The organism is Ciceribacter ferrooxidans (assembly GCF_004137355.1).
Taxonomy (GTDB): Bacteria; Pseudomonadota; Alphaproteobacteria; order Rhizobiales; family Rhizobiaceae; genus Allorhizobium; species Allorhizobium ferrooxidans.
Window position 1 is genome coordinate 96631 of sequence record NZ_SDVB01000380.1, and the last position, 26061, is coordinate 122691.

General features: G+C 64.6%; 24 protein-coding genes. 13 read left to right on the plus strand and 11 right to left on the minus strand.

Translation table 11 applies throughout. The features are described from left to right. Positions 1–17 precede the first annotated feature (17 nt). From EUU22_RS22865 to EUU22_RS22880, 4 genes are all read left to right on the plus strand, one after another. Positions 18–1031: an HlyD family secretion protein gene (locus EUU22_RS22865; RefSeq protein ID WP_129334268.1), complete on the plus strand. Its 1014-nt coding sequence runs from the start codon at positions 18–20 to the stop codon at positions 1029–1031. Then, positions 1018–3759, plus strand: coding sequence for a ribosome-associated ATPase/putative transporter RbbA (gene rbbA, locus EUU22_RS22870; RefSeq protein WP_129334269.1), 2742 nt, complete (start codon positions 1018–1020; stop codon positions 3757–3759). The genes EUU22_RS22865 and rbbA overlap by 14 nt, the downstream gene beginning before the upstream one ends. A 2-nt stretch (positions 3760–3761) precedes the next feature. After that, positions 3762–4889: an ABC transporter permease gene (locus EUU22_RS22875; RefSeq protein ID WP_245485261.1), complete on the plus strand. Its 1128-nt coding sequence runs from the start codon at positions 3762–3764 to the stop codon at positions 4887–4889. Positions 4890–5023: 134 nt separating this feature from the next. Continuing rightward, positions 5024–6355: an NAD(P)/FAD-dependent oxidoreductase gene (locus tag EUU22_RS22880; RefSeq protein ID WP_129334270.1), complete on the plus strand. Its 1332-nt coding sequence runs from the start codon at positions 5024–5026 to the stop codon at positions 6353–6355. A 46-nt stretch (positions 6356–6401) separates the two neighbouring features. Here the strand turns inward: EUU22_RS22880 and EUU22_RS22885 are convergent, their stop codons facing one another. The 3 genes from EUU22_RS22885 to EUU22_RS22895 form a co-directional block, all read right to left on the minus strand. Continuing rightward, the gene (locus EUU22_RS22885; protein ID WP_129334271.1) at positions 6402–7313 is read right to left on the minus strand and encodes an ABC transporter permease; all 912 of its coding nucleotides are present in this window, start codon (positions 7311–7313) and stop codon (positions 6402–6404) included. Next, positions 7306–8316, minus strand: coding sequence for an ABC transporter permease (locus EUU22_RS22890; protein WP_129334272.1), 1011 nt, complete (start codon positions 8314–8316; stop codon positions 7306–7308). The genes EUU22_RS22885 and EUU22_RS22890 overlap by 8 nt, the downstream gene beginning before the upstream one ends. 80 nt (positions 8317–8396) lie before the next feature. Beyond that, a complete protein-coding gene (locus EUU22_RS22895) occupies positions 8397–10103 on the minus strand; it encodes a peptide ABC transporter substrate-binding protein (protein ID WP_129334273.1) in 1707 nt (568 codons plus the stop codon). Between the two features lie 322 nt (positions 10104–10425). Between EUU22_RS22895 and EUU22_RS22900 the strand changes: the two genes are divergently transcribed. The 5 genes from EUU22_RS22900 (at position 10426) to EUU22_RS22920 (ending at position 15955) form a co-directional block, all read left to right on the plus strand. Next, positions 10426–11589, plus strand: a complete 1164-nt coding sequence (locus tag EUU22_RS22900) for a M20 aminoacylase family protein (protein WP_129334274.1) — start codon at positions 10426–10428, stop codon at positions 11587–11589. Positions 11590–11639: 50 nt separating this feature from the next. Further along, positions 11640–13481: an ABC transporter ATP-binding protein gene (locus EUU22_RS22905; RefSeq protein WP_129334275.1), complete on the plus strand. Its 1842-nt coding sequence runs from the start codon at positions 11640–11642 to the stop codon at positions 13479–13481. Positions 13482–13597: 116 nt separating this feature from the next. Next, positions 13598–14257, plus strand: coding sequence for an exopolysaccharide biosynthesis protein (locus tag EUU22_RS22910; protein WP_129334276.1), 660 nt, complete (start codon positions 13598–13600; stop codon positions 14255–14257). Positions 14258–14351: 94 nt separating this feature from the next. Continuing rightward, complete coding sequence (locus tag EUU22_RS22915) at positions 14352–15143, plus strand: carbon-nitrogen hydrolase family protein (protein ID WP_129334277.1); 792 nt, start codon at positions 14352–14354, stop codon at positions 15141–15143. Positions 15144–15241: 98 nt separating this feature from the next. Further along, positions 15242–15955: a sulfate transporter family protein gene (locus EUU22_RS22920; protein ID WP_129334278.1), complete on the plus strand. Its 714-nt coding sequence runs from the start codon at positions 15242–15244 to the stop codon at positions 15953–15955. 3 nt (positions 15956–15958) lie between these two features. On the opposite strand, the gene EUU22_RS22925 is transcribed toward EUU22_RS22920, so the two are convergent. Beyond that, complete coding sequence (locus tag EUU22_RS22925; RefSeq protein ID WP_129334279.1) at positions 15959–16384, minus strand: VOC family protein; 426 nt, start codon at positions 16382–16384, stop codon at positions 15959–15961. A gap of 80 nt (positions 16385–16464) precedes the next feature. On the opposite strand from EUU22_RS22925, the gene EUU22_RS22930 reads away from it, so the two are divergent. Then, a complete protein-coding gene (locus EUU22_RS22930) occupies positions 16465–17052 on the plus strand; it encodes a TetR family transcriptional regulator (RefSeq protein ID WP_129334280.1) in 588 nt (195 codons plus the stop codon). Here the strand turns inward: EUU22_RS22930 and nth are convergent. Beyond that, positions 17033–17809, minus strand: coding sequence for an endonuclease III (gene nth, locus EUU22_RS22935; protein WP_129334281.1), 777 nt, complete (start codon positions 17807–17809; stop codon positions 17033–17035). The genes EUU22_RS22930 and nth overlap by 20 nt on opposite strands. Before the next feature lie 22 nt (positions 17810–17831). Between nth and EUU22_RS22940 the strand changes: the two genes are divergently transcribed. From EUU22_RS22940 to tal, 3 genes are all read left to right on the plus strand, one after another. Then, a complete protein-coding gene (locus EUU22_RS22940; protein WP_165351277.1) occupies positions 17832–18326 on the plus strand; it encodes a DUF2244 domain-containing protein in 495 nt (164 codons plus the stop codon). A gap of 69 nt (positions 18327–18395) precedes the next feature. Then, positions 18396–19298: a methylated-DNA--[protein]-cysteine S-methyltransferase gene (locus EUU22_RS22945; protein ID WP_205687962.1), complete on the plus strand. Its 903-nt coding sequence runs from the start codon at positions 18396–18398 to the stop codon at positions 19296–19298. A 124-nt stretch (positions 19299–19422) separates the two neighbouring features. Continuing rightward, complete coding sequence (tal, locus tag EUU22_RS22950) at positions 19423–20379, plus strand: transaldolase (protein WP_129334283.1); 957 nt, start codon at positions 19423–19425, stop codon at positions 20377–20379. 63 nt (positions 20380–20442) lie between these two features. On the opposite strand, the gene EUU22_RS22955 is transcribed toward tal, so the two are convergent. The 6 genes from EUU22_RS22955 to EUU22_RS22980 all read right to left on the minus strand — a co-directional run bounded on the left by EUU22_RS22955 (position 20443) and on the right by EUU22_RS22980 (position 26041). Then, positions 20443–21150: an SH3 domain-containing protein gene (locus EUU22_RS22955; RefSeq protein ID WP_129334284.1), complete on the minus strand. Its 708-nt coding sequence runs from the start codon at positions 21148–21150 to the stop codon at positions 20443–20445. 139 nt (positions 21151–21289) lie between these two features. Further along, complete coding sequence (locus EUU22_RS22960) at positions 21290–21607, minus strand: antibiotic biosynthesis monooxygenase family protein (RefSeq protein ID WP_129334285.1); 318 nt, start codon at positions 21605–21607, stop codon at positions 21290–21292. A 242-nt stretch (positions 21608–21849) separates the two neighbouring features. Continuing rightward, entirely contained in the window at positions 21850–23274 is a 1425-nt protein-coding gene (locus EUU22_RS22965) for a gamma-aminobutyraldehyde dehydrogenase (RefSeq protein WP_129334286.1), read from the minus strand. Between the two features lie 28 nt (positions 23275–23302). Then, a complete protein-coding gene (locus EUU22_RS22970) occupies positions 23303–24115 on the minus strand; it encodes an ABC transporter permease (protein WP_129334287.1) in 813 nt (270 codons plus the stop codon). Continuing rightward, positions 24105–25055: an ABC transporter permease gene (locus EUU22_RS22975; RefSeq protein ID WP_129334288.1), complete on the minus strand. Its 951-nt coding sequence runs from the start codon at positions 25053–25055 to the stop codon at positions 24105–24107. Before EUU22_RS22975 ends, EUU22_RS22970 begins: the two co-directional genes overlap by 11 nt. After that, the gene (locus EUU22_RS22980) at positions 25052–26041 is read right to left on the minus strand and encodes an ABC transporter ATP-binding protein (protein WP_129334289.1); all 990 of its coding nucleotides are present in this window, start codon (positions 26039–26041) and stop codon (positions 25052–25054) included. Before EUU22_RS22980 ends, EUU22_RS22975 begins: the two co-directional genes overlap by 4 nt. Between the last annotated feature and the right edge of the window lie 20 nt (positions 26042–26061).

Consider the following 26061-nt stretch of genomic DNA (forward strand, 5'->3'; position numbering starts at 1 on the left):
CTGCAGAAGAGCGTCCAATGAAGAAGACTGCAAAGTTTGTCGCGGCTCTCGCCGCTCTGCTGGTCGTCGTCGGTGCGGCCGGCTACGCCTATCTCCAGTGGGCGGCGCGCGATGCCCTGCCGGCGGGAATTGCCGCGGGCAATGGCCGCATCGAGGCGACGGAAATCGACATCGCCACCAAATTCGCCGGAAAGCTGGCTTCGGTCGAGGTGGCCGAAGGGGATTACGTCACCAAGGGGCAGGTGCTTGCCCGCATCGATACCGCCCAGGTCGAGGCGCAGCTGCGCGCCGCCGAGGCGCAGATCAAGGAGGCCGAACAGGCCCGCGATTCCGCCAATTTCGGTCTGTCGCAGCGCCAGAGCGAACTCGCGCTTGCCGAGAAGGATCTCGAACGCCAGCTCGTCCTGCTCGGCAAGGGGTTCGTCTCCGACCAGCGGGTGGATTCGCAACGTCTTGTGAGGGACAGCGCCCGGGCCGCCCTTTCGGCTGCCGAAAGCGGCCTGCGCAGCGCCGAGGCGGCGATTGAGAGCGCCACAGCCGCGCGGGACCAGATCACCGACATGCTGAGCAACGCAACGCTTCTGGCCCCGAAGGACGGCCGGGTGCTCTACCGGCTCGCCGAGCCGGGCGAGGTTCTCGGCGCGGGCGGCAAGGTGCTGACCCTGCTCGACCTCTTCGACGTCTACATGACGATCTTCCTGCCGTCGGCGGATGCGGCCCGCACGGCTATCGGCGCCGAGGGGCGCATCCTGCTCGACGTTTTGCCGGACCGGGCGGTGCCGGGCACGGTGTCCTTCGTGTCGCCGCAGGCCCAGTATACCCCGAAGCAGGTCGAGACCCGCAGCGAGCGGGACCGCCTGATGTTCCGCGTCAAGATCAGTGCGCCGAAGCCGCTGGTGGCGCAGTATCTGCAGCAGGTGAAGACGGGTGTCACCGGCGTCGGCTACGTGAAGCTCGATCCCACGGTCGTCTGGCCGAGCTGGCTGGAGTCCGACCTGACCACGGGTGCCGCGACCGATGCCAAACCCTGAGACCGATCGTCACGAGACCGGCGTCGAGCTGCGTGGTGTCTCCCATCGCTACGGCCGTGTCGTCGCGCTCGACGGCATCGACCTCACCGTCGCCGCCGGTTCGAAGATGGCGATCGTCGGTCCCGACGGTGTCGGCAAGTCGACCCTGCTCGGGCTTGTCGCCGGCGCCAAGCGTATCCAGGCCGGCAGCGTCCGTTCGCTCGGAAGCGACATGGGCGGGCAACGCTCCCGCTCCGGCGTGCTGCCGCGGATCGCCTATATGCCGCAGGGCCTCGGGCGCAACCTCTATCCGAGCCTGTCGGTCATCGAGAACGTCGATTTCTTCGCCCGGCTTTTCGGCCACGGCGAGGCCGAGCGCCGGCGGCGCATCGCCGAGCTTCTGAGGGCGACAGGTCTCGATCCATTCGGAGACCGCCTGATGGGCAAGCTCTCCGGCGGGATGAAGCAGAAGCTCGGGCTCTGCTGCGCGCTCGTGCACGACCCGGATCTCCTGCTCCTCGACGAGCCGACGACCGGGGTCGATCCCCTGTCGCGGCAACAGTTCTGGGACCTGGTGGAGAGCATCCGCAGGGCGCGTCCGCGCCTCACGATCTTGACCGCCACCTCCGACATCGACGAGGCGACGCGCTTTGACCGGGTGGCGATGCTGAACGACGGCCGCATCCTGGCCGACGGGACGCCACCCGAACTGCTCGCCCGCACGGGAGCGAGCACGCTGGAGCGAGCGTTCGTGAGCCTCCTCAACGAGAACGGTCATGGCGCGATGGTGGGCAATGGCGAGGTCGCGCCGAAGCGGACGGTCTCGAGCGAGGACATCGCGATCGAGGCCAAGGGGCTGACACGGCGCTTCGGTTCCTTCACCGCCGTCGATCATGTCAGCTTCCGCATTCCGCGCGGGGAGATCTTCGGCTTCCTTGGGTCGAACGGCTGCGGCAAGTCGACGACGATGAAGATGCTGACCGGGCTTCTGCCGGCAAGCGAAGGGGAAGCCTTCCTGTTCGGCGAGCCGGTGGATGCCTCGGACATTCCTGCTCGCCGGCGGGTCGGCTACATGTCGCAGGGCTTCTCGCTCTACGGGGAGCTCACCGTGCTGCAGAACCTCCGGCTGCATGCGGCGATCTTCGACTACAAGGGCCAAGCCGCGTCGGCGAGAGTGAGCGAGCTTTCGGAAACATTCGGACTGTCGGAGTATCACGACACGGTGTCGGAGCGCCTGCCGCTCGGTGTGCGGCAGCGTCTCCAGCTCGCGGTGGCGCTCCTCCACCGGCCGGAAGTCCTGATCCTGGACGAGCCGACCTCCGGCGTCGATCCGGTCGCGCGCGACGCCTTCTGGGACGACCTGCAGCGCGTCTCGCGCGAGGACGGCGTGACGATCTTCATCTCCACCCATTTCATGTCCGAGGCGGAGCGGTGCGACCGCATCGCCTTCATGCATGCAGGCAAGGTGATTGCGAGCGGCGCCCCGGAGAAACTCAAGGCCGAGACGCAATCGGCCACGCTCGACGAGGCCTTCATCGCCTACATGAAGCAGGGCGGGCGCGAGGAGATGGCATCCTTCGACGCGGCGCTGCCGGCGGCGACCGGGGCGACGGCCTCCGTGAAACAGACCTTCTCGCTGCGGCGGGCCACGGCCTATGCCCGGCGCGAGATGATGGAGCTCGTGCGGGACACGATCCGTCTCGCCTTCTCGCTTCTCGGGACGGCGATCCTGATGCTGATCCTCGGCTACGGAATCACCCTCGATGTCGACGATCTCCGGCTCGGCGTGCTCGATCGCGACCGGACCGCCGAGAGCCGGGCCTACATCGACAGTTTCGCGGCCTCGACGGCCTTCCGTTACGAAGGCCCCCTGGCCGATCAGGGGGAGCTCGAGCAGAAGCTCAAGGCGAACGACATTGCGATCGCGCTCGAAATCCCCGAACGTTTCGGGGCTGATCTGCGATCCGGTCACACGACGACGGTTCTCGCGACGCTCGACGGGGCGATGCCCTTCCGTGCGGAGACGATGCTCGGCTACATCTCCGGCGCACACGCGCACTTCCTCACGGAGGTGGCAAGGTCGGCCGGCGTCGCCGCGAGCCCGGTGGCGAACGTCGAGATGCGCTATCGCTACAATCAGGCGTTCCGCAGCCTCGACGCGATGGTGCCGGCGGTGGTCGCCATCCTGCTGCTCTTCATCCCGTCGATCCTGACCGCGCTCGGCGTGGTCTCCGAAAAGGAGCTCGGCTCGATCAGCAATCTCTACGTGACGCCGGTGACCAAGCTCGAGTTCCTGCTCGGCAAGCAGGCGCCCTATGTCCTTGTCGGCTGCGTCAACTACGTCGTTCTCGTTTTGATGGCGGTCCTGCTCTTCGGCGTGCCGATCAGGGGGAGCCTGGCAGGTCTTACGCTCGCGGCGTTCCTCTATCTCCTCGCCACCACGGCGATCGGCATCCTGAGCTCGACCATGACCCGGACCCAGGTCGCGGCGATGTTCGCGACGGCGATCGGCACGATGATGCCGGCGACGCAGTTTGCCGGACTGCTGCAGCCGGTCGCGACGCTTGAGGGGGCGGGCCGGATTATCGGAACGCTCTTCCCGACCACCTACTTCCTGCGGGCGAGCGTCGGCGCCTTCACCAAGGCGCTCGGCTTTTCCGACCTCGTGCCCTTCATATTGCCGCTCGTGCTGTTCTGGCCGGTCCTGATCGCCATGGCCTGGCTGCTCTTGCGCAAGCAGGAGGTTTGACCATGCTCGATTTCCGCAACATAGGTGCCCTTTTTGTCAAAGAACTGATCGGTATTCGCCGGGACACGGTGCTGATGGGGTTCGTGATCTATGCCTTCACGCTTGCGATCTACATGCAGGCGACGGGCATAACGCACGAACTCAACCGGGCCACCGTCGGGGTTGTTGACCATGACGTGTCACAGCTTTCCTCGGCGATCCTCGACGGCCTGCGCCCGCCGCAGTTCCAGGCGCCGGTGTCGCTCTCGCCGGGCGAGGTCGATCGCGTCATGGACCAGGCACGCTTTACCTTCGTGCTCGACATCCCGCCGAATTTCGAGGCCGACGTGCTTGCCGGCCGCAGCCCGTCGGTCCAGCTGCTGATCGACGCGACGGCGCTGATGCAGGCGGGTATCGGGGCGGGTCACATCCAGTCGGTCGTCAGTCAGGAGGTCTCGCGCTTCGTGACCCGGACCGAAAAGACGACCAGCCTGCCGGTGGCGATCGAGGTGCGCATGGCCTTCAACCAGACGCTGACCACGGCCTGGTTCACCGGAACGTCCGGGCTCATCAACAACGTCACCATGCTCGCCGTCTTGCTCGCCGGGGCTGCTCTCGTCCGCGAACGCGAGCACGGCACGCTCGAACATCTCCTCGTGATGCCCGTGCGGGCGACGGAAATCATGCTGAGCAAGCTTCTGGCAAACGGACTGGTGACGCTCGTGCTGACGCTGCTCTCGGTCGTCTTCGTGCTCGACCTCTGGATCGGCATGCATATCTCGGGCTCGCTTACACTCTTTGCCGCGGGTGTCCTGCTCTATCTCTTTTTCGCCACCTCTTTCGGCCTGTTCCTCGGGACGATCTCCCGGTCGATGCCACAGATGGCGCTGCTCTTCATCCTGACGGTCCTGCCGATGACGATCCTCTCGGGCGGCATGACGCCGCTCGAAAGCATGCCGGACTGGCTGCAGATCGGCGTGCAGGTTTCTCCCACGACCCATTTCGTCTCCTTTGCGCAGGCGATCCTCTTCCGCGGGGCGGGCTTCGACGTCGTCTGGCCGCAGTTCCTCGCGACCGGGGTGATCGGGCTCTTCTTCTTCCTGTTCAGCATGGCGCGGTTCCGCAGTTTCATTGCGGCCCAGCAGGGATAGCGGGGCACTCTCGTGCCGATGCAATCCGACATCTGCGATGACGGTGCGGCCGCGATCTGATAAGAGCGGGATGCTTCCTTTCCGGTCCGCCGTTCGCGCGGACGACGTGTTCTCTCGAGCCTGGAGTTATTCGCATGCCCGGTCCTCAGGTGGTCCCCGTCGAGGGGGATCTGCAACTGCCGAAACACGTCGATGTGGTCGTCATCGGGGGCGGGATCATCGGTGCTTCGACGGCGCTCGAACTCGCCGAACGCGGCGTTTCGGTCGCGCTCTGCGAAAAGGGCGGCATTGGCGAGGAGCAGTCGAGCCGCAACTGGGGCTGGGTGCGCATTTCCTGGCGCGATCCGCGCGAGGTGCCGTTGATGGCCGAAGCCATCCGTATCTGGCAGGGTCTCGATGCGCGGACCGGCCGCGACACCGGCTACAAGCAGTGCGGCATCGTCTTTGCCTCGCTCGATGAAGAGTACGAGGCCAAGAACGCCGAATGGCCGGACATCCTGGCCAAGTACCAGATGACGTCGCGGATGATCGACGGGCCGGAGTTCAGCGGCCTCTATCCGGGCATGAAGCATGATTTCAAGAGCGCGCTCTACACACCAGCCGACGGCCGCGCCGAGCCGCAGAAGGCGGCACCGGCGATCGCCGAGGCGGCGCGCGACAAGGGTGCGCATATCCTGACGAAGTGCGCAGTACGCGGCATCGAAACCTCGGGCGGGAAGATCTCCGGCGTGGTCACCGAGCGTGGAACGATCGCCTGCTCGTCGGTCGTGCTCGCCGGAGGCGCCTGGTCGAGCCTCTTTGCCCGCAATGCCGGGATCGACCTGCCGCAGCTCAAGGTGATGAACACGGTCATTCGCACCAAGCCGATCGAGGGCGGGCCGGAACAGACGCTCTACGGTCGCGACTTCGCTTTCCGCAAGCGCCAGGACGGCGGCTATACGATCGCTTCGCGCTACGACAACATCGTCGAGATCGTGCCCGACAGCTTCCGTTTCATGCTGAAATTCCTCCCCGCGCTGAAGAGCGAGTGGCGTTCGCTGCGCTTCCGCGTCTCCGGCCGCTTCCTCGAAGAGGGCCGCATGGCGCAGCGCTGGCGGATGGACGAGGAGACGCCGTTCGAACGCTGCCGCGTGCTAGACCCGAAACCGTCGGACAAGTGGACCAACCACGCGCTGGCGCAACTCAAGAAGGATTACCCGGTCTTCGCCAAGGCCGAGATCGCGCAGCGCTGGGCCGGCTATATCGACGTGTCGCCGGACGCTGTGCCGATCATTTCGCCGGTCGAGAAGGTTCCGGGCTTCTTCATTGCGACCGGCTTTTCCGGCCACGGCTTCGGGATCGGCCCCGGCGCCGGCCGGTTGATGGCCGATCTCGTCACCGGTCATACGCCTTGCGTCGATCCGACGGCCTTCAGGCTTTCGCGCTTCTTCGACGGATCGAAGATCGAAATCATCAGCGGGGTCTGAGAAAGGCAAAGGGCACCGGGGCGCCCTTCACCATTCGTTTTATGCGTCAGCGCTTGAGTGTTCGCGGATCGAGCGCGTCGCGGATCGCGTCGCCGATGAAGTTGACGCTGAGGACCGTGAGCGAGATCGCAAGCCCCGGCCAGAGCACGCGCGAAGGCGTGAGCTGGAGGAAGTTGGCGCCGTCATAGAGCAGGCGTCCCCAGGTCGGGAAGTCCGACGGGAAGCCGAGCCCGAGGAAGGAGAGCGCCGATTCCGTGATGATCGCCGAGGCGATGCCGAGCGTCGCGGATACCATGATCGAGCTCATGACGTTCGGCAGGATGTGCTTCAGGATCACCCGGTGCTCGCGCATGCCGCTCGACTTGGCGGCCAGAATGAACTCCTGGCTTTTGACCGCCAGAACGTCGCCGCGGACGATGCGGGCGGTATGCATCCAGCTCGTTATGCCGATGACGAAGACGATCAGGATGAAGATGCCCGTCTCCGGACCGAAGGCGGCGCGGAGTGTATCGCGGAACAGCATGATGATGACGAGCAGCAGCGGCAGCAGCGGCAGGGCCAGGAAGAGGTCCGTCAGGCGCATGAGGATGCCGTCGACCCGCCGGAAATAGCCCGAAAGAACGCCGACCAGCGTGCCGAGAAAGAGCGCGAGCAGCATGGCCGTGATGCCGACGGCAAGCGAGATCTGCCCGCCGGCCAGCACCTGGGCCAGCATGTCGTGACCGAGATTGTCGGTGCCGAAGGGGTGGGCGAGCGACGGCCCCTGGTTCTTCGCCTTGATGTCGATCTTGTTCGGATCGACGGTGTGGATCAGCGGACCGACATAGACGGCGACCACGATGAACAAGAAGACCGCAAGCCCGGCGACGCCGCCGGGATGGGCCCTGAACTGCCGCCAGAGGCCGCGTTTCTCGACGTCGGTGGATACTGCCGGTGCAGCGATGGTGGCGTCAGTCATAGCGGATCCTCGGATCAAGGAGGCCGTAGAGCACATCGGCGATCAGGTTGAACAGCACGATGAGGAAGGCGAAGATGAAGGTCAGCGTCTGCACGAGCGGCATGTCGGCGCCCTGGATCGCGGTGATCAGCAACTGCCCGAGACCGTTCACGCGAAAGATCTGTTCGGTGATGATGGCGCCGGAGAAGATCGTCGGAACGCCGAGAGCGATGACCGTCACCACCGGGATCAGGCTGTTGCGCAGCACGTGGACGAGCAGAACGACCTTCTCCTTCACTCCCTTCGCGCGGGCGGTGCGAACATAGTCCTGGTGCAGGTTGTCGAGCATCGAGGCGCGCACGAACCGACTGATCTGCGAGGTGTTGTAGAGGGTGAGAACGGCGACGGGCAGCACCATCTGCTTTACCTGCGTAACGAAGCTCGACCAATCGGTGATCCGGAGATTGGTGTCGTAGATCGACGGAAACCACTGCAGGTAGGAGCTGAAGATCACGATCAGCAGCACGCCGGTGAAGAAGGTCGGAACGGAATAGCCGACCATCGAGACGAAAGTGCCGATCTGGTCGAAGATCGAATACTGCTTGTAGGCGGAGACCACCCCGATCGGGATCGCCAGCATCACGCCGAAGAGATAGGAAAGGCCGACGACCCAGAGCGTCTGCGGCAGGCGCTGGACGATGAGGTCGACCACGGGGCTGCGGGTCGCCCAGGAGAGGACGCGCAGGCGATTGCCGTCGCCGACGGTGAGACCGGTCATCTGTTCAAAGATGTTGAGCGGTTCATTGATGAAGAACTGCTGAAGCCAGCGCAGGTAGCGGATGACGAAGGGCTGGTCGGCGCCCATGGCCGCACGGATCTGCTCGCGAACCTCGGGGGGAATGGTCAGCGGCAGGTCGCTCAGGGGATCGCTCGGCGCGAGGTCGAGCAGGGCGAAGATGATGAAGCTGATAACCAGCAGTGTCGGGATTGCGAAGAGCAATCGCCGCAGCGTGAAGGTGAACATCGGAGGCTCTCCAGACTGTCACGGAAGCGAAATGCGAAGACCGGGCCCGCGCGGACAGCGCGGGCCCGGTGCAACGGCACTTACTTCTTGCGAGACCAGTCTGCGACGTTCCAGAGTTCGCTGTCCCAGGCGTTCATCTTGACGCCTTCGAGCGTGGCGGAGACGGCCGAAGGCTGGCCGCGGTGGATGAGCGGGATCTGCGCGACGTCGTTGCTCAGCATGTCGTTGAGCTTCTTGGCGATCTCGGCGCGTTCCTCGAGCTTGCCGGTCTTGCCGAGTTCCTTGACGAGGGCGTCGTATTCCGGATTGCAGTAGCGGACGATGTTCTCGCCCTGCCAGCCGGAGGCCGGGCTCGGGATCTTGTCGCACATCCAGCCGGCCATGTACTTCTCGGGGTCTGTCCCGTCGAAGTTGTTGGTGTACATCTGCACGTCGGCATAGAACTTCTGGAAGGTATCCGGAGATGCCGGATCGCCGCCGAAGAAGACGTTCGCCGAGATGTTGCGCAGTTCCGATGCGACGCCGATCTGCGCCCACATATCCTTGACGAGCGCCTGCGTCGCCTGGCGAACCGAGTTGGTGGAGGTCTGGTAGAGGAAGGACAGCTTGACGCCGTTCTTCTCGCGGATGCCGTCCGATCCCTTCACCCAGCCGGCGTCGTCGAGCAGCTTGTTGGCGGCATCGAGATCCTGCTTCAGGCACCAGTCGACATTCGTCGAAACGTAGATGTCCGGGGCGGGCAGAATGTTGCAGGTGGGCTTGCCGTTGTCGCCGTAGCCGGCTTCATTGATGATGTCGCGGTCGATGGCGAGCGAGAGCGCCTTGCGCACCGCCGGATCCGAGAGGGCCGGGTGCGGGCCTGCCTCCTTGGTGGAGCGCTTGTCGCCGAGCGATGCATCGACGGCATAGGGGTTGACGTCGATACGTTCGACCTGCGTGCCGAAGGCGACCTCGATCTTGCCCTTGCCGGCCGCCATCATCTGGGCGAGCACTTCCGGCTCGACCTGCATGTTCCATGCATAATCGAATTCGCCGGTTTCGAGCACGGCGCGGGCGGCCGATGCAGCGTCGCCGCCGCCCTTGATGATCGCGGTGGCGAAGGCCGGCTTGGCCGCATCACGATAGTTGGGGTTGGCTTCGAACGAGACGACGTCGTTCGGCTTGAATTCCTTGACGACGAAGGGGCCGGTGCCGATCGGGCCGAAGTTGGCGGAGGTGCACTCCGGAGCCTTGGCGCCAAGGCAATCCTTGAACTGGGCTGCCTGGATGATCGGCGACTGGGCGCCGACGAAGGCGCTGTAGGGATAGGGCTTCGGTTCCGAGAAGGAGACCTTGATCGTCGAGGCGTCGATGGCCTCGACATTGCTGACGCCCTCGTAATAGGCGGCCTGGGCGCACCCGCCGTCGGGGGCGGTGCAGTACTTCCAGGTGAAGATCGCGTCGTCCGCGGTAACCGGGGTGCCGTCGGACCATTTGAGGTCGGGTTTCAACTTCCACGTGATGCTTTTGAGGTCCGCGGAGACGCCGCCGTTCTCGACAGTCGGGATTTCGGCGGCGAGCATCGGCACGAGGTTGCCGGTCTCGTCATAACGGGCGAGAGGCTCGATCACCATCGAGGCGCCGTAGACCTCCTTGGTGCCTCCGGAGAGGTAGGGGTTCATGGTGGAGATGGCCTGCCAGAAGATGATCTTCAGCTCGCCGTCGGTGCCGCGTTCCGCCAGTGCGGGTGTGCCGGACAAGGCGATCGCGGCCACTGACGCTGCCAATAGAATACGCGCTTTGTGCATTGCAATGTTCCCTTATTTATTTTCGTTGAGTTTTCTTGAGCAAGATATCCGGTGGGCGAAAGAAGAAGAGCCCGGGATGCAAGGCCATCAGACGTATGTGATTGGCCCTGTTCGACAATTTTGATTTCGAGGCCCTCGCGAGTACAGTCGGCCCGCCTGCAAATCCGCTGCCGGAAATGCGAGCCTGATCAAAATTTAAGCCATCTAAGCATAGGCCTATTTAGTGTTCAAGGCGGAAAATTGCAGCTTGCAAAAGCGCTTTCAGCCGTCGCAGTATGGCTGCCAACGAGTGGGAACCGACAATAAAAACAGAGGTCGCAACATGCCCGTCCTGAACAGCGCAAGCGAAATGCAGGCGGAGGTCGCCGCATGGCGCCGCCATCTTCACCAGCATCCGGAGATCCTCTACGACGTCCATGAGACGGCTGCCTTCGTGGCCGACAAACTGATGTCCTTCGGCTGCGATGTCGTGGAAACCGGGATCGGCCGGACGGGCGTCGTCGGCATTATCAAGGGGCGGGCAGGCGAGGGGCCGGTGGTCGGCCTTCGCGCCGATATGGATGCACTTCCGATTGTGGAAACCAGCGGCAAGGAATGGGCCTCGCAGACGCCGGGGAAGATGCATGCTTGCGGCCATGACGGCCACACCGCCATGCTGCTCGGTGCGGCGAAGCACCTTGCCGAGACGCGCAATTTCAAGGGATCGGTTGCGGTGATCTTCCAACCGGCGGAGGAAGGCGGCGGTGGTGGTCTCGCGATGGTCAAGGACGGCATGATGGAGCGCTTCGGCATCAGCCAGGTCTACGGGATGCACAATTCTCCCGGCCTGCCGCTCGGCCATTTCGCCACCCGCAAGGGGTCGATCATGGCGGCGGCGGACGAGTACGAGGTGCTGATCCATGGCCGCGGCGGGCACGCCGCGCAGCCGCACAAGACCATCGACCCGGTGCTGGTCTCGGCGCACGCCATCATCGCCCTGCAGGCGATTGCCTCGCGTGAGACCGACCCGCTGAAGTCGGTGGTGGTGACGGTCGCGACGATTCACGGCGGCGACGCCTCGAACGTCATTCCCAACACGGTGAAGCTCACCGGCACGATCCGCACGCTGCTGCCGGAGACCCGCGACTACGCCGAACGCCGGCTGTCGGAGGTCGTCAACGGCATCGCGCTCACCTTCGGAGCGAGGGCGGAGGTCAACTACCGCCGCGGTTATCCCGTGACCTTCAATCACGAAGGCGAGACGGATTTCGCGATCGACATCATGCGCAAGGTCGCCGGCGCGAAGGCTGTCGAGACCGATCTCGCGCCGCTGATGGGGGCCGAGGATTTTTCCTACATGCTGGAAAGCCGGCCGGGATCCTTTGTCTTCATCGGCAATGGTGACAGCGCCAATCTCCATCATTCCTCCTATGATTTCAACGACGAGGCGATCCCCTACGGCGTCAGCTACTGGGTGACGCTCGCCGAAACGGCGCTCGCGGCCTGAGGGCACGGAAAACGTCCGTTGGTCGAAACTGCGCGGGAAGGAATTTTGGGATGGCGTTGCCGAATACGGTGAAGAGAAATGCAGGAGACGGTCCGGTCCTCTCGGTCCGGGGGCTCACGACCTCGTTCCGGATCGGTGACGACTGGCGCCCGGTCGTCAAGAATGTGAGCTTCGACATCGCGCCGCGGGAAACCGTCGCGATCGTCGGCGAATCCGGGTCGGGCAAGAGCGTGACGTCGCTTTCGATCATGCGTCTCCTGCCGAAGTTCACGAGCAGGATCGAGGGCAGCGTCAAGCTCGGCGGGCGCGAATTGCTGACGCTCGGCAGCGAGGAGATGCGCAAGGTCCGCGGCAACGAGATCTCGATGATCTTCCAGGAGCCGATGACGAGCCTCAACCCGATCTTCCCGATCGGCAAGCAGATCGCCGAGGCGATCACCTGCCACAGGCAGGTATCTGCGGCCGAGGCCCGGGCCGAGGTGATCCAGCTCCTCGAGAAAGTGCGCATCCCGAACGCCAAGAGCCGTTTCGACGACTATCCGCACCAGTTCTCCGGCGGCATGCGCCAGCGCGTGATGATCGCCATGGCGCTCGCCTCGAAACCGCGGCTGCTGATTGCCGACGAGCCGACCACCGCGCTCGACGTGACGATCCAGGGACAGATCCTCGACCTCATCAAGGTGCTGCAGGAAGAGGAGGGAATGTCCGTTCTCTTCATTACCCACGACATGGGGGTGGTCGCCGAGGTTTCCGACCGGACGATCGTCATGTTCCGCGGTGACGCCGTCGAGACAGGACCGACCGACGACATCTTTCACCGCGGTCGCCACCCCTACACGCGAGCGCTCCTTTCTGCGGTGCCGCGTCTCGGATCGATGACGGGGCATGGACGGCCGATGCGTTTCCCGATCGTCGACATTGCGTCCGGGGTCACGACGACGCCGGAAACGGAGGTCGGCCGTGTGGTCGAGACCCGGCGGCAGCCGATCCTCGAGGTGAAGAACCTGACGACCCGCTTCGACATCCGCAGCGGCCTTTTCGGGCGCAAGTCGGGCGCCGTGCATGCTGTAGAAAATGTCTCCTTCGACCTCTGCGAGGGAGAGACCCTGTCGCTGGTCGGTGAATCGGGCTGCGGCAAGTCGACCACCGGGCGGTCGATCACCCGCCTCGTGGAGCCGACGGCCGGCTCGATCGCGCTCGATGGGCGCGACGTGATCCGGCTCGACCGCGGCGCGCTGCGCAACATGCGCCGCACCATCCAGATGGTCTTCCAGGACCCATTCGCCAGCCTCGATCCGCGCATGAAGATCGGCGATGCGGTGATGGAGCCTTTCATCGAACACGGCCTCGGCACCAAAGCGCAGGCGCGGGAGAAGGCCGCCGACATCCTCAAGCGGGTCGGCCTCGACGCCGACATGATGCGCCGCTATCCGCACGAGTTTTCCGGCGGGCAGCGGCAACGCATCGCCATCGCCCGCACCCTGATGCTGGACCCCAGAGTGATCGTCGCGGACGAGGCGGTCTCCGCCCTCGACGTCTCGATCAAGGCGCAGGTCTGCAACCTGCTGCTGGAGCTGCAGCAGAGCTTCAATCTCGCCTATCTCTTCATTTCTCATGACATGGCGGTGGTGGAGCGCGTCAGCCACCGAGTCGCGGTCATGTATCTCGGCGAGATCGTCGAGATCGGCCCGCGCCAGGCCGTGTTCGAAAATCCCCAGCATCCCTATACGAAGAAGCTGATGGCGGCGGTACCGATCCCGGATCCGGCGCGCCGCAGCATCAAACGCGCGGTTTCGACGGACGAGATCAAGAGCCCCATCCGCCCGCCCGGTTACGAGCCGCCGCCCCGCCAGTACCGGGAGGTCTCCTCCGGCCATCTCGTACAGGTGTGAAACTCTCGGCGGATCGGTGGAGCTTGCCGACGGTCACGCCGACTTAATCAAAGGCGTGTCATTGTCCCGCGGTCGAACGGCACTACATCAGGGCCACGACCAGTCGAGGAGCAGCGATGACAGGCGACGCAGAGGCCGATCGGGAGACGTATGAGAGCGGCAGGTCGCGCCGGCATGGTGGCAGGCTGTCCGAGATCCTTTCCGGGCTCGCCGCGGACGAGGGACGGCCGCGGATTTCCGTCGCCGACATCTTCCAGGCGATGGGTGACCGCGCCTTCGGCGCCCTGATCCTCATCTTCGCGGTGCCGAACATCGTACCGACACCGCCCGGCACGTCGGCGCTCACCGGCACGCCGCTGGTCTTTCTCGCGGCACAACTGATGCTCGGGCAGAAGCCATGGCTGCCGAGGATCATCGCCGACCGTTCGATGACGCGGCAGGATTTCGCGGCCATCATCACGCGTGTGACGCCCTGGCTTGCCAAGGCCGAGCGGATGCTGCGGCCGCGGCTCGGCTTCCTCGTCTATCCGCCGGCGGAATATCTGATCGGTTTCGTCTGTCTCCTCCTTGCGGTGATCCTCGCGCTTCCGGTCCCGCTCGGCAACATCCTGCCGGCGATCGCAATCTGCTTCTTTTCCTTCGGTATCCTCGAACGCGACGGCATCTGCGTGCTGATCGGTGCGGTCATCGCGGCGATCGCTGGCGTCGTTGTGGCGGGCGTCGTTTATGCCCTCGTCAAGGGTTTCCTCCTGCTCCTCCAGGCGACACTTTTCTGACGTTCGAAAGTTGTTTCCGGCGCGCGAAGCGCTTTGCAAAGCCCCATGCGTCGTCCTATCGTCCACGTACCTCATCGTTAGCGCAGGACACGCCATGCTGATTTCGCTCTACCAGATGCAGCCGGTGTCGGGTGATGCCGCGGCCAATCTCGCCAAGATCGCCGAGGCCGCCGAAGCCGCATCGGGCATGGGTGCCGCGCTCCTGGTCGCGCCCGAACTCGCGGTGAGTGGCTACGGGCTGACGCCGGAGCGCTTTGCGGAAATCGCCGAGGGACGGGACGGCGAGATCATCGGCGCGCTCTGCGACATCGCCGCCGAATTCGAGCTGGCGGTCTGTGCCGGGTTTCCGGAACGCGACGGATCGGTCGTATACAATTCCGCGGTGCTGGCGCGGCCGGACGGAAGCTGCGAATTCTACCGGAAGGGCCATCTCTACGGCGACGGCGAACGCGCCGCGTTCACGCCCGGCGGAGATGTGCCGCAGGTCTTCGATCTCTTCGGTGTCCGCACCGGCCTGCTGATCTGCTACGACGTCGAGTTCCCGGAATATGTGCGCACGCTGGCGCTGGCCGGCGCCGAGCTGGTCCTGGTGCCGACGGCGCTTCCGCGCGGCGAGATCAGCCGCCGGGTCGCCGACATGGTGGTGCCAACCCGCGCGTTCGAGAATGGCATCTTCCTGGTCTACGCCGATCTCTGTGGCGAGGAGGGTACGTTCACCTACGGCGGTCGCTCGGCGATCGTCGGTCCCGATGGTGACGAACTCGCCCGTGCGGGCACGCACGAGGCACTGCTGGTCGTAAAACTCGATCCGGCCGCCTATGACGACTGTCGTCGTCAGAATCCTTACCTCACCGACAGACGGCCGGACCTCTACCGTATCGGCTAGAGCCGATCGACCGGCGCCACGGGCGGCGGCCTTGTGCGTTCACTGCCGAGCGCCTACATGCGATCGGCCGCCTGAGCCGACCATTCAAGGAGACCCGGATGATCTTCGATGCTGCGCGACTTGCGCTTCGCAATCTCTTCGCTCCCGAAACCCGTGCGGTGTTTTGGAAGGTGCTCGGGCTGACGATCCTTGTTCTCGTAGGGCTCTGGCTCGCGCTTCGTAGCGTCTTCATCGCCTATGTCCTACCATGGTTCGATGCGTTCTTTCCGGGGATGCCGGATTGGGCGGGCTGGCTCACCTTCGTGCTCGGCGTGCTCGCCAGCATCGGTCTTGCGCTCGCGCTCGCGCTGCTGTTGTCCTCGGTGACCGCGATCATCGCCGGTCTCTTTCTCGATGACGTCGCCGAAGTGGTCGAACGACGCGACTATCCGAAGGATACGCCCGGCTCGGCCATGCCGCTCGGCGAGGCACTGGTCGCATCGCTGAAATTCTTCGGCGTCGTCGTTCTCGGCAACATCGTGGCGCTCATCCTGCTGTTCGTGCCGGGCGTCAACATCGCCGCCTTCTTCCTCGTCAACGGCTACCTGCTTGGGCGTGAATTCTTCGAGTTCGCCGCGATGCGCTTCCGCAGTCCGAGCGAGGCGCGGGCGTTCCGCTCGCGCCATGGAGGGACGGTGTTCATGGGGGGACTGGTGATCGCGGCCTTCCTGGCGGTGCCGATCCTCAACCTGCTGACGCCGCTCTTCGCAGCCGGCATGATGGTTCACCTGCACAAGCTGCTGAGCGCCCGTGATCCCCTCTTCCGGGCGTGACGGTCAGGTCGGCAGCGCGGTTTCCGCATAGAGGGCTGCGTATTCGGCGCTCGGCGGGATGGGCTTGATGACGTCGATCAGGACGCCGTTCGGATCGGCGGTGATGAAGTGACGCTGGCCGAAGTCCTCGTCACGCAGCGACCTGAGGATCGGCAGGCCGGCCTTCAGGCAGGCGTCGTGAACGCGGTCCGGATCATCGACTTCGAAATTGAGGATGAGGCCGCTCACCGGCTTCCGGGCAACGGCGGGTACGGTCTCGTGATCGGGTCTGAGGATCGCGAGCGTCACCCTCTCGTCCTCGCGTGACTGCAGGTGGATGTACCAGTCGCTTTCGAAGAGCGGTTCGAAGGCGAAGTGGCGGCAATAGAAGTCCCGGGTTTCCGCCAGGCGTTCGCTCATGATGACGGGATAGTAGCTGGTGCTGCGCATGCTTCACTTCCTTCTGGGCTTCACATACAATCTGCATGTATCTATAACATACATACAGATTGTATGTAAATGAGGGTTGCATGCGCCGCTCGAACAAGGATCGCACCGAAGCCACACGGCAAACCCTGATGGACCACGCCCGTGAACTCTTCGTGGCGCGCGGCTACAGCGAAACCGCGACGCCGGACATCGTCGCGGCCGCGGGCGTGACGCGCGGCGCTCTCTATCACCATTTTGCGGACAAGCGGGACCTGTTCCTCGCCGTCGTGGAACGGGAAGCGGAGCGGGTTGCCGCCGAGATCGCGGCTGCCGCCGGCGAGGCGGCTTCGGCGCGCGATGCGCTCGTCCGCGGTATCGCCGCCTACTTCGATGCGATGGCGGTACCGGGCCGCAGCCGTCTGCTGCTACTCGACGGTCCCGCGATCATGGGGCTGGAAAGCGGCCGCGCCACGGACCGGGACCACGCCGAGGCGAGCCTGCGCAGCGGGCTTGAGGCCTATCTTCGCGAAACCGGTTCGGACCTCGCGGGGCTCGACGCCGTCACCCGCGTCCTCTCCGCCGCCTTCGACCGCGCGGTTCTGGCGATCGCGGCGGGCGAGAGCCGCGAGGCCTACGAGCAGGCGATTATCCGCCTCATCGACGGGCTGGTCACTCGGCCACCCCGATGACCTGCGGCGGCAGTTCGACCAACGGCGCCGGCACGTCGCAGCTCTTTTCCGGTGACTTGCAGAGGTCGGCGATGACGCAGCGCTCGCATTCGGGCCGACGCGCCTTGCAGACATAGCGGCCGTGCAGGATCAGCCAGTGATGGGCGTGGAAGAGATATTCTGGCGGGATGACCCGCATCAGTTTCTCCTCCACCTCGTCCGGGGTCTTGCCGGGCGCAAGCCTGATCCGGTTGGCGATGCGGAAGATGTGGGTGTCGACGGCGATCGTCGGGATGCCGAAGGCCATGGACATGACGACGTTGGCGGTCTTGCGCCCGACGCCGGGCAAGGTCACCAGTTCCTCGCGCGTGCGCGGTACTTCGCCGCCGAAATCCTCGATCAGTTTCCTTGAAAGGGCGATGACGTTCTTCGCCTTGTTGCGATAAAGCCCGATCGTCTTGATGTAGTCGCGCAGCCGGTCCTCGCCGAGGTCGAGCATCTTCTGCGGCGTATCGGCGACCTTGAAGAGTGACCGCGTCGCCTTGTTCACGCCGGCATCGGTCGCCTGCGCCGAGAGCGCCACGGCGACGACAAGGGTAAAGGCGTTGACGTGTTCGAGTTCGCCCTTCGGTTCGGGACGCTGCACCGAGAAGCGACGGAACATCTCCTGAAGTTCCGTCTTGGTATAGATGGACCTCGGCGCGACCCGGCGCCGCGCACCGTTCCGGTTTGACTTTTGCGAAGTTTGGGTGCTGGATTTCGTCTTCGGATTGGTCATTGCCAATCTATAGTCGGGCGCCATGACGGAAGGCAATGTGGGCATGACGGAACCAGCGATTTTCGCGGCGGAACTGACGCCGTATCGGTCTCTCGGCCGGCGGGGTTTCCGCGTCCTCCTGGCGTTGACCGGTGCTGTCTGTGCGGTTCATGCCGTGTTCTTCGTCGCCACCGGCGCCTGGCCCATCGGCTTCTTCTTCGGCCTTGACTTCCTGCTTCTCTACGGTGCGTTCCTGCTCAACTATCGCTCCGGACGAGCCCGCGAGGAGGTCGTCGTTTCTCGCACGGCGCTTGCGATCCGGAAGTTCACGCCGTCGGGCCGCATGACCGAGCACCGCTTCAATCCGTTCTGGGCGCGTTTCTTTGTCCGCCGGCACAGCGAGATAGGTATCGTCTCGATGCAGGTGTCGGGCGAGGGTAGGCGAACCGATATCGGGTCCTTCCTCAATCCGGACGACCGGGAGAGCTTTGCCAAGGCGTTCAATGCGGCGCTGGCGACGGTCAAGCAGAGGCTTTGACCGCTCGCGCAAGAAACGGGTGGTTTGCGCCCGCCCGATATGGTGATGTCATCCGAAAAGGAGTTCGCCATGACCATTGCACAGATGATATCCCGCTCCGCCGGTGAACTCGCGCCTGTCGATGTCACGCCCGAGGGTGGCGATTACGAGACGGTGCGCCGGGTCATCGAGATGCTGACGCTCGACTATCGTGACCAGCCGTCGCTGGAGACGATCGCCGCGCGGCTCAACCAATCGCCGACGCAATTGCAGAAGACCTTCAGCCGCTGGGCGGGGCTTTCGCCCAAGGCCTTCCTACAGGCGGTGACGCTCGATCACGCCAAGCGCCTGCTGCGCGAGGAAGAGATGCCGATCCTCGAAACTTCGCTCGAACTCGGGCTTTCCGGTCCCGGACGGCTGCACGATCTCTTCGTGACCCACGAGGCGATGTCGCCCGGCGAGTGGAAACAGAAGGGCGAGGGGCTGACGATCCGCTACGGGTTTCATTCATCGCCCTTCGGGCTGGCACTGGTGATGGCGACGGAGAGAGGTCTTTCCGGCCTCGCCTTTGCCGAGAGCGGCAACGAAACCGCCTGCTTTGAGGACATGGCGTCGCGCTGGCCGAATGCGCACTACGTGGCCGACCAGGCGGCGACGGCGCCCTATGCGTCGAGGATTTTCGATCCCTCCCGGTGGAGCGGCGGACAGCCGCTGAGGGTGGTGCTGATCGGCTCGGATTTCCAGCTCCGCGTCTGGCAGAGCCTGTTGCGCATCCCGCTCGGCAAGGCCGTGACGTATTCCGACATCGCCCGCGACATCGGCCAGCCGTCGGCGAGCCGCGCCGTCGGGGCGGCCGTCGGACGCAATCCGATCTCCTTTGTGGTGCCCTGCCACCGCGCGCTCGGAAAGGGCGGCGCGCTCACCGGCTATCACTGGGGGCTGACGCGCAAGCGGGCCATGCTCGGCTGGGAGGCCGGCCAGCTGAACGGGTAAGCCGGGCGGAAATCCATTCCGTAAATCGATTGAAATCGTGACCGCCCCGTTCTTGACTTTGCCATCTTCGGCTGGTGATAGTCGGGCACATTTCCGGCAGCCGGATAGAACAGGGAATAGGATCATGACTTCCAAACTCGAGCAGCTTCGTTCCATGACCACCGTCGTCGCCGACACCGGCGACATCGAGGCTGTGGCCCGTCTGAAACCGGTGGACTGCACGACCAACCCGACCATCGTCCTGAAGGCGCTCGGCACGCACATGTTCGACGACACCTTCAAGGAGGCGATCGCCTGGGGCAAGTCGAAGGGCGGTTCCAGCGAGGCCGCCGCCGCCGCCGTCGCGGACAGATTGGCCGTCGCCGTCGGCGCAGCGCTCGCGAAGATCGTACCGGGCCGTGTCTCGACGGAGGTCGACGCCGATCTTTCCTTCGACATGCAGGGCTCGATCGCCAAGGCGCACGAGATCATCTCCGGCTACAAGGAGCTCGGGATCGAGCGCGAGCGCGTTCTGATCAAGCTCGCCTCGACCTGGGAAGGTATTCGCGCGGCGGAAGTCCTGCAGAGCGAAGGTATCGACTGCAACCTGACGCTGCTCTTCTCCAAGGCTCAGGCGATCGCCTGTGCGGAGGCGAACGTCTTCCTGATCTCGCCGTTCGTCGGCCGTATCCTTGACTGGTACAAGAAGTCGACCGGCGACACCTACACCTCGGAAACCGATCCGGGCGTTCTCTCGGTCCGTTCGATCTACAACTACTACAAGGCGAACGGCATCAAGACGGTCGTCATGGGCGCCTCCTTCCGCAATGCAGGCGAAATCGAAGCGCTCGCCGGCTGCGACCGGCTGACGATCGCGCCCGCACTGCTCGACGAACTCGACGCCGACAAGGGGATACTCGAACGCAAGCTCGCCCCCGAGGCGACCGTTCCGGAGCCGCGGGTCTCGCTCGACGAGAAGGCCTTCCGCTGGATGCTCAACGAGGATGCCATGGCGACGGAAAAGCTCGCAGAGGGCATCCGCAGCTTCTACAAGGATCTCGTCGCCCTGCGCGAGAAGGTCGCCAAGGCGCTCGCCGAATAAGCCGGCAATCCTGCCGGACAAATGGAAGGCGCTCCGGAAACGGGGCGCCTTTTTCGTAGAGCGTCAGTCGTCGCCCATCACCACCGCATCGGGGACGTAGTAGGTCTCGGCGCCGTCCACCGTGACCACAGCGTCGCCGCCCTGCTTGCGGCTGCGGATGTCGGAGCCCTCGCTACCGGTGAAGCGGCCGGCACGGTAGTCGAGGCGGCGGCGCGAACCGTCGGGTGCGGTGATCTCGATCGTCGCCATGGGGCCGTTGCGGACGATGCCGTAATCGCAGGAGGCAAAGCCGTCGAAGCCCGGCAGCCGGCAGCGAAGCCTGCCCGTGGCGTCGTAAGGGTGGCCCGGCAGCAGATAGCCGTCGTCCGGATAGGGCGGCGGGTTTGAGCCCCAGTCCTCGACGAGAAAGCGGCCGTTCACCCAGCCGCTCACGCGCGGCCGGTCGGTGGTGGCGATGCGGCACCAGTAGCCGCTGTCCTGTTCGAGGCAGCCGAGGTTCTTCACCGGCATGCCCTCCGCCAGTTCGCCGATCACCCGGAAATTCATGCCGGCGCCGGAGCGGATCGCAAGGAGACCGCCCGGCGGCAGACCGTAGACGTGCCAGACATAAGGATCGTCGGGGTCGTTGTAGCCGGGCTGCTGCACCGAGATCACGAGCCGATCGTGGCGATTGGGCGGCAGCGGACGAGCGACAGACAAATCCCCGGCGAAGGAGGGCGGCGGCAGAACAAGGCAGATGGCTGTAGCCAAGACAGGGATGATGCGGCGCATACATGGTCTCCGTGATTTGGCCGACAATAGTATGAGCCGGATCGCCGTGCCATCGGATTACGCGGTTGCATGCAAGTCCGCGGCCCTATCGGAACGGCCACGGCACTCTGCCGTTCGCTGGAAGCCGGACTTGCCGTGCCTAACGCTCCAGCGTGCACACGACCTCATAGAGCCCCGGACTGGCTTGTCCGAGACGCTTGTTGCGCTCGAGGAAGCCTTCCAGGCGCAAGCGGTCGATGATGCGTTGCGATGCCTCGAGGCTCTCGCTCTGGGCGTAGTTGACGACGCGGGTGCCGTCGAGACTGCGGTGGATGCTCGCGGACATCCATCCCGGAACCGAGCTGGCGAATGCGGCGGATTCCGTGAGCAGATCGATCAGCGGCTGCTGTCCGCCGTCGGGTACGGTGAAGACGTTGATCTGGGTGATGATGCCTGAACTGGCGCGAATGATGGGCATTGGTTTCTCCTCGACACTTGAGGCGATGCCCTACGGGAGCCGAGGCGTGCGCATATGCGTCACGACAAGCCTCCCGGCTGGCATGGCCGGTTGCTTGTCGCGGGTTCGCCTGATGGCGACACGGAGCTTCCCATGAGGAGAAGTGGCCGGGGTTACCTCTGCCGGCCAACGTCCTTTTCGACGACGCGATCATGCCTGCCGAGGCAGGGGGCGTCAAGCTTCGGCCGACGCCCCCGCGCACCTCAGTGTGCGATCATCACGTGGCGGACTGCGGTGTAGTCTTCGAGCGCGTAGACCGACATGTCCTTGCCGTAGCCCGACTGCTTCAGGCCGCCATGGGGCATTTCGTTGCAGAGCATGAAGTGGGTGTTGATCCAGGTGCAGCCGTAGCGGAGCCGTGCCGCGGTCTTCATGGCGCGCGAGATGTCCTTCGTCCAGACGGAGGAGGCAAGGCCGTAATCGCTGTCGTTCGCCCAGGCGATCGCATCGTCGGTATCGGAGAAGCGGGTAACCGAGACGACCGGACCGAAGACTTCGCGGCGGACGATCTCGTCGTCCTGTAGCGCACCGGCGACGACGGTCGGCGTATAGAAGAAGCCCTTTTCGCCGGCGACCTTGCCGCCGGTGACGATCTCCATGTGCTTGTGCTCGGAAGCGCGGGTGACGAAGCTCTCGACGCGGTCGCGCTGGCGCTTCGAGATCAGCGGCCCGATCTCGTTTTCGGTGTCGTCGGCCTGGTTGAACTTCAGCGTCGAAACGGCGGAGGCGAGGTCGGCGACGAACCGGTCGTAGACCTTGTCGCTCGCATAGATGCGGCAGGCGGCGGTGCAGTCCTGGCCGGCGTTGTAGAAGCCGAAGGTGCGGATGCCGGCGACGACTGCTTCGAGATCGGCGTCGTCATAGACGATGACCGGTGCCTTGCCGCCGAGTTCCAGATGCGTGCGCTTGACGGTCTTGGCGGCGGCCGCGAGGATCTTCTTGCCGGTGGCGATATCGCCGGTGATTGAGATCATGCCGATCTTCGGATTGTTGATCAGCGCGTTGCCGACGCTCTCGCCACGGCCGAGCACGACGTTGACGACGCCTTCCGGCAGGATGTCGGCGAGGAGCTTCGCCATCTTCAGCGCGGTGAGCGGCGTCTGTTCCGACGGTTTGAAGACCACGGTGTTGCCGCCGGCGATCGCCGGCGCCAGCTTCCAGGCCATCATCATCAGCGGGTAGTTCCACGGCGCAATCGAGCCGACGACGCCGATCGGATCGCGGCGGACCATGGAGGTGTGGCCCGGCAGATATTCCCCGGCGACGGGTGCATGCAGCGAGCGGACGGCGCCGGCGAAGAAGCGCCAGCAGTCGACGATCGCCGGGATCTCGTCGTTGATGACGGCGTTGATCGGCTTGCCACAGTTCAATGATTCCAGTGCGGCGAAGCCGGTCGCGTCCTTCTCGATGGCGTCGGCGATCGCGAGCAGGTAGGCGGCACGCTGCGAGGGCGTTGTCGCCGACCAGCTGTCGAATGCCTTTTCCGCGGCGTCGACGGCGGCGTCGACCTGCGCGAGCGAAGCCTCCGGAAGCTCCAGAATGGTCTCGCCGGTCTTCGGATTGAGGATTTTCTCCTCGATCTCTGTGCCCTTTTCGAAGCGGCCGTCGATCAGCATCTGGGTGTCCATGTTGTTCTCCCTCATCTGGTTTGTCGGGTTATTTGCCGCTTCCCGAAATCCGGTCGGTGTCGCGGGTGAGATAATAGGCCGCCAGGATCGGCAGGAAGGTCACGATCACCACCAGCATGGCGACGACGTTGGTGACCGGCCGCTGGCGCGGGCGAATGAGTTCCTCAAGCATCCAGATCGGCAATGTCGCCTGCTGGCCGCCGGTGAAGGTGGTGACGATGACCTCGTCGAATGAGAGCGCGAAGGCAAGCATGCCGCCTGCAAGCAGCGCGGTCGCGATGTTCGGCAGCACCACGTGGCGAAAGGTCTGGAAACCGTCGGCGCCGAGATCCATCGACGCCTCGATCAGCGATCCCGAGGTGCGGCGGAAGCGAGCGACGGCGTTGTTGTAGACGACGACGATGCAGAAGGTGCCGTGGCCGAGGATGATCGTCCACATCGAATAGGGGATCTCCGCCAGCGAAAACGCCGAGCGGAGCGCAATCCCGGTGACGATGCCGGGGAGCGCGATCGGCAGGATGACGAGAAGCGAGATCGCCTCGCGGCCGAAGAAGGCCGAGCGCGCCACGGCGGCTGCGGCGAGCGTGCCGAGCACGAGGGCGATCAGCGTGGCGATGCTCGCGACCTTGACCGAGAGCGTCAGCGCTTCCCAGACGTCCGGTCGGTTCCAGGCGACGGCGAACCACTGGGTGGTGAAGCCCGGCGGCGGCCACTGGAAGCTCTTTTCCTCCGTCGTGAAGGCGTAGACGAAGATCAAGACGATCGGCAGGTGCAGGAAGAGGAGCCCGCCGGCCGCGGCGATCTTGAGCGGCCATCCGGCCGAGGAGCGGTCAGAGCGCATCGAAGGCCCCCATGCGTTTGGCGGCCCACAGATAGACGCCCATGATGGCGATCGGTACGACCGAGAAGGCGGCGGCGAGCGGCACGTTACCGGCCGTTCCCTGCTGGGCATAGACCGCCTGGCCGATGAAGAGCCGCGAGGAACCGACGATCTGCGGAATAATGTAGTCGCCGAGCGTGAGCGAGAAGGTGAAGATCGAGCCGGCGACGATGCCGGGCATGGCGAGCGGAAGCAGCACGTTGCGGAAGGTCTGGCCGGGATGGGCGCCGAGGTCGGAGGAGGCCTCGATGAGGTTGCCGGGAACACGCTCGAGTGCGGCCTGGATCGGCAGGATCATGAAGGGCAGCCACACGTAGACGAAGACGAGGAAGGTGCCGATGTAGCTGATCGATAGCGAGTTGCCGCCGATCACCGGTAGCGCGAGGATACCGTCGAGGAGCCAGGAAAGGCCGAGACGATCGAACGCCCAGGTGAGGATGCCCTCCTTGGCGAGGATCAGTTTCCACGCATAGACCTTGACCAGATAGCTCGACCAGAGCGGCAGCATGACGCCGAGATAGAAGAAGGCCTTCCAGCGGCCGGTCGCATAGCGCGCGGCATAGTAGGCGATCGGGAAGGCGAGCACGGCCGAGGCCAGCGTCACCGCGGCGGCCATGACGATGGTCCGCACGATGATGTCGAAATTGGTCGGCACCAGGAGTTGGCGATAGGTGGAGAGAGTCAGCTCGTAGTTGATGAGCCCGGAGAAATCGTCGATCGAGAAGAAGCTCTGCAGCAGCAGCGCGATGAGCGACCCGACATAGATGATGCCGAGCCACAGAAGCGGCGGGATGAGCATCACGGCCAGCAACAGCGCCGGGCGACGCCAGAAGACGTCGGAGAGGCGACCGAAGGCGCCGGATCTGCCGGGCAGGATGGAGGCGGTCGATACGTCGCTCATGCCTCGCCGTCCATGTAGTGGAGATCGGTCGGTAGCCAAGAGACCCTCGCGTCTTCGCCGGGTTTCGGCGTGGCCTGGCCGGCCGGCACCATGACGTTGAGGGCGATCTCTCCGGCGCGCAGATGGAGGCGAGTGGCGCTGCCGAGGAAGCTCTCCGACATCACGGTCGCGGCGATGCCGCCTTCGGAAACGAGGCGGATCGCTTCCGGCCTCAGGCTCGCCCAACGGGTCTCGCCGCCGAGGCGCTGCATGTTGGCCGGTGCGATGACGTTGGAGGAGCCGACGAAATCGGCGACGAAACGGTTCCGCGGGCGATTGTAGATTTCCTGCGGCGTGCCGGCCTGGACGATGCCGCCGTTGTTGAAGACGGCGACGCGGTCGGCCATCGAGAGTGCTTCGCCCTGATCGTGTGTGACGAAGACGAAAGTGATGCCGAGCGAGCGCTGCAGGCTCTTCAGTTCCTCCTGCATCTGTTCCCGGAGCTTCAGATCGAGAGCGCCGAGCGGCTCGTCGAGAAGGAGCACCTTCGGCTTGTTGACCAGCGCCCGGGCGAGTGCCACGCGCTGGCGCTGGCCGCCGGAAAGCTGCCCCGGCTTGCGGGCGCCGTAGCCGGGGAGTTTCACGAGATCCAGCGCCTGCTCGGCGAGGCGGTGGCGCTCCGCCTTGCCGACGCCCTTGACCATCAGTCCGTAGGCGACGTTGTCGAGAATGCTGAGATGCGGAAAGAGCGCGTAGTCCTGGAAGACCGTATTGACCTGACGGCGATAGGGCGGAACGCCTTCGGCCGTTTCGCCGAAGATCTCGATATGGCCGGAGGTTGGCTGTTCGAAGCCGGCGATCAGCCTGAGGCAGGTCGTCTTGCCGGAGCCGGACGGTCCGAGCATGGCGAAGAACTCGCCCGGCGCGATCTTCAGGTCGACCGCGTCGACGGCTTTCACCGGGCCGAAATGGCGCGACACCTGCGAGAAGGAAACGGCTGCGGTCATAGGTACTCCGGATGGTTTTG

Bases quoted from the DNA above. Each gene is read 5' to 3' on its own strand.
- EUU22_RS22865 (WP_129334268.1), top strand. From the start codon at position 18: ATGAAGAAGACTGCAAAGTTTGTCGCGGCTCTCGCCGCTCTGCTGGTC.
- rbbA (WP_129334269.1), top strand. From the start codon at position 1,018: ATGCCAAACCCTGAGACCGATCGTCACGAGACCGGCGTCGAGCTGCGT.
- EUU22_RS22875 (WP_245485261.1), top strand. From the start codon at position 3,762: ATGCTCGATTTCCGCAACATAGGTGCCCTTTTTGTCAAAGAACTGATC.
- EUU22_RS22880 (WP_129334270.1), top strand. From the start codon at position 5,024: ATGCCCGGTCCTCAGGTGGTCCCCGTCGAGGGGGATCTGCAACTGCCG.
- EUU22_RS22885 (WP_129334271.1), bottom strand. From the start codon at position 7,313: ATGACTGACGCCACCATCGCTGCACCGGCAGTATCCACCGACGTCGAG.
- EUU22_RS22890 (WP_129334272.1), bottom strand. From the start codon at position 8,316: ATGTTCACCTTCACGCTGCGGCGATTGCTCTTCGCAATCCCGACACTG.
- EUU22_RS22895 (WP_129334273.1), bottom strand. From the start codon at position 10,103: ATGCACAAAGCGCGTATTCTATTGGCAGCGTCAGTGGCCGCGATCGCC.
- EUU22_RS22900 (WP_129334274.1), top strand. From the start codon at position 10,426: ATGCCCGTCCTGAACAGCGCAAGCGAAATGCAGGCGGAGGTCGCCGCA.
- EUU22_RS22905 (WP_129334275.1), top strand. From the start codon at position 11,640: ATGGCGTTGCCGAATACGGTGAAGAGAAATGCAGGAGACGGTCCGGTC.
- EUU22_RS22910 (WP_129334276.1), top strand. From the start codon at position 13,598: ATGACAGGCGACGCAGAGGCCGATCGGGAGACGTATGAGAGCGGCAGG.
- EUU22_RS22915 (WP_129334277.1), top strand. From the start codon at position 14,352: ATGCTGATTTCGCTCTACCAGATGCAGCCGGTGTCGGGTGATGCCGCG.
- EUU22_RS22920 (WP_129334278.1), top strand. From the start codon at position 15,242: ATGATCTTCGATGCTGCGCGACTTGCGCTTCGCAATCTCTTCGCTCCC.
- EUU22_RS22925 (WP_129334279.1), bottom strand. From the start codon at position 16,384: ATGCGCAGCACCAGCTACTATCCCGTCATCATGAGCGAACGCCTGGCG.
- EUU22_RS22930 (WP_129334280.1), top strand. From the start codon at position 16,465: ATGCGCCGCTCGAACAAGGATCGCACCGAAGCCACACGGCAAACCCTG.
- nth (WP_129334281.1), bottom strand. From the start codon at position 17,809: ATGACCAATCCGAAGACGAAATCCAGCACCCAAACTTCGCAAAAGTCA.
- EUU22_RS22940 (WP_165351277.1), top strand. From the start codon at position 17,832: ATGACGGAAGGCAATGTGGGCATGACGGAACCAGCGATTTTCGCGGCG.
- EUU22_RS22945 (WP_205687962.1), top strand. From the start codon at position 18,396: ATGACCATTGCACAGATGATATCCCGCTCCGCCGGTGAACTCGCGCCT.
- tal (WP_129334283.1), top strand. From the start codon at position 19,423: ATGACTTCCAAACTCGAGCAGCTTCGTTCCATGACCACCGTCGTCGCC.
- EUU22_RS22955 (WP_129334284.1), bottom strand. From the start codon at position 21,150: ATGCGCCGCATCATCCCTGTCTTGGCTACAGCCATCTGCCTTGTTCTG.
- EUU22_RS22960 (WP_129334285.1), bottom strand. From the start codon at position 21,607: ATGCCCATCATTCGCGCCAGTTCAGGCATCATCACCCAGATCAACGTC.
- EUU22_RS22965 (WP_129334286.1), bottom strand. From the start codon at position 23,274: ATGGACACCCAGATGCTGATCGACGGCCGCTTCGAAAAGGGCACAGAG.
- EUU22_RS22970 (WP_129334287.1), bottom strand. From the start codon at position 24,115: ATGCGCTCTGACCGCTCCTCGGCCGGATGGCCGCTCAAGATCGCCGCG.
- EUU22_RS22975 (WP_129334288.1), bottom strand. From the start codon at position 25,055: ATGAGCGACGTATCGACCGCCTCCATCCTGCCCGGCAGATCCGGCGCC.
- EUU22_RS22980 (WP_129334289.1), bottom strand. From the start codon at position 26,041: ATGACCGCAGCCGTTTCCTTCTCGCAGGTGTCGCGCCATTTCGGCCCG.